The organism is Crocosphaera sp. Alani8, from assembly GCF_038442745.1.
Taxonomy (GTDB): Bacteria; Cyanobacteriota; Cyanobacteriia; order Cyanobacteriales; family Microcystaceae; genus Crocosphaera.
In genome coordinates this window covers 1-2,466 of sequence record NZ_JARVCN010000423.1, presented here as the reverse complement: position 1 = coordinate 2,466, position 2,466 = coordinate 1, and the positions used below count along the sequence as shown (strand labels likewise).

Here is a 2,466-nt window from a genome sequence, read left to right as displayed (position 1 = left end):
TTTCATCCCCATGTCTGAAGCCAGGGGCTTTCATGCTCCGATTTTCGGTAATCTACCATGGTTTTATTCTCCATACTTAGCAAGCTTATTTGATTTCCGCTTTTAAGTACCAGATGCTTCCCTTTTGAATCAATGGCGAATAGGGTACTTTCCTTTTCAATTGCTACCTGGAGAACCTTCTCTCCAGATAAGACAGACCATACATGAAAATGCTTTTTTTTGTTTGAGTAGTTTCCTGAATAGTTCTCAGCCGCAAAATAATCGCCATTATCACTAAAAGTAAAGTTTTGAAGATAACCCTTGTGCTTAATAGTCGTAATTTTTTTTCCAGAAAGTTCAATGGTAGAAGGCAATCTAAATTTTGATTTAGATTTTTGGTATTTTTTTGATAATAAATCAATTTCAAAAATATCAATAATTATTTCATTCTCAAACTCTTGTTTAACTCTAAAAGTGGATTTATCCATTTGTGTAGGCCAATGCTTTTTTAACAAAATTTGAGCTAAATACTTACCATTTGGACTTACTGGAATAGCACTTATATCCGTGACACTATCATAATAGTCAATAATTGGTTTTTTCGGACTGTTGAAAATGTCCCATATATGAGTATATCGATCGTAAAAATAAACTCTCGGTCCTATTCCCCTATTTGCACTACCCCTTGATTGAATTTTTGTTGTAATTAGATGTTTTTCATCTTTAGTAAAGACAATATCATTACCACTTTCTGGTATTTGAGAAATTTCCAATCCTGTATTAAAGTTCCAAATTTTTGTGGTATTGTCTGAGCTTGTCGTAGCTAAATAATCGCCGCTAGGACTAAATTGAATATTTGTCAATCGCTCCTTGTGTTTGGTTTGCAAAATCTTGGGGAATAAATCTACTTTCCATAATCTCGCTGTCCCATCTTCACTTGCTGTCGCTATATATTCTCCATTCTTGAGAAAAGTCACAGCATATATGTCTCCTTGATGTATAAATCTTAGTTTTTCATCCCCTGAATTAATATCCCATAATCTAGCTGTATTATCATTACTTGCTGTTACTAAAAACTTTCCGTCTTTACTAAAAGATATATCGTTTACCCAGTCTTGGTGAACGATTTTAGTTACTTCTTTTCCTGAAGAAAGTTCCAATATTATTACAGTATTATAATAAGGAAAAGCTAAGTATTTACTATCTCGGCTGAAATTAATTCCGCCTCCTTTAGAATCACTATCTTTTAACCAGGGTAACTTGGCTATTCTCTTTCTAGTTGATGTTTCCCAAATTTCAATAAAAGAATCAATACGTTTACCATATCTTAGTCCTTTCCCACCACCAGAAACAAGATATTTACTATCTGGACTAAACACTAAATTTTTAGGAAATTCAGTATTTATGGTTTGAAATTCTTTTTTTGTTTTTAAGTCGAATATTTTAACTTTATTATCTTCTAGGCTAGAGAAAGCTATGTATTTCTCATCTGGAGTAAATTCTAATGCAGCTATTTCATGAGTGTACGCTAAATCAAACACTTCTTCTCCTGAATCAATTTTAAAGATACGAACAACATTTCCACTTGCAACAGCTACATAGTTTTCTTTTGAACTAATCGTTACATCTTCGATAAATTCATTTGTATCAATCTCTCTAATCTTTCGGTCCGTATTTGTATTCCAGACATAAAGCTTTTTGGACAAAAGCTCTGAGTCTTTTGCAACCAAATATTTGCCAGTTATACTTAAGATAACTTTATCTAACGATTCTTTGAATTTGATATCCTTGATTTTATTGCCTGTAACAATATCAGTAAATTTAATCCTTTCAGAGTAGCCTCCTTCATAAAAAGAGCCTCCTTCAACAATTAGATTGCCGTTATCTGCAAAGATAAAATTTTCCCCTAAATAAGCGTTATATCTTTCTCGAAGTCCTCCAACACCCGAAAAGCTTTTGTCAAATAATTTAGTAGGTTTCGGCAGTAATATCAATCCTTTTCGTAGCACTGGGTCGGCTTTACTATAAGGAAAAAAACGCATTGCTTCCATCGCAAGTAGAATACTTGGTTCTAGAAAACGTGCCTGTTGTTCTCTCATTAATTCAGCTTGCGCTACTAATCCATTTGAAAGTGAAATCTTCTGTCGTTCTTCTGCTATTTGACGTGCATCTTCAGCTCGAAATCCCAATACACCTAGAATAATCCCCAACACACTTATAATCGCTGCCGAGCTAACTGCAATCAAAGTCCTTGTCTGAGCAGCTTTCCGCGCCTTCCTTTCCTGCTCCAACTCTCGCTGTTGTCGCACTTCCTCTTCTTTTTCTTGCCGATGGCGTAGTTTTATGCTCATCTCAAGAAAAACCTGCTCCCGATTACTCAGTTCTTCTCGGCGTTGTCGTAACCAAATTTCAGCCTCCTCGTATCTTCTCAACAAGCCAGGGGTCACTCGCTGCGAAAACTTAGGCCAAACATAGAGAAATATTTTC

1 protein-coding gene is annotated in these 2,466 nt (G+C 35.0%); it reads right to left on the bottom strand.

The annotated features are described in order from the left end of the window. Positions 1-2: 2 nt before the first annotated feature. Positions 3-2,466: eIF2A-related protein (locus P9B04_RS20665; protein WP_446718025.1), on the bottom strand; the 2,464-nt coding region annotated here is incomplete at its 5' end.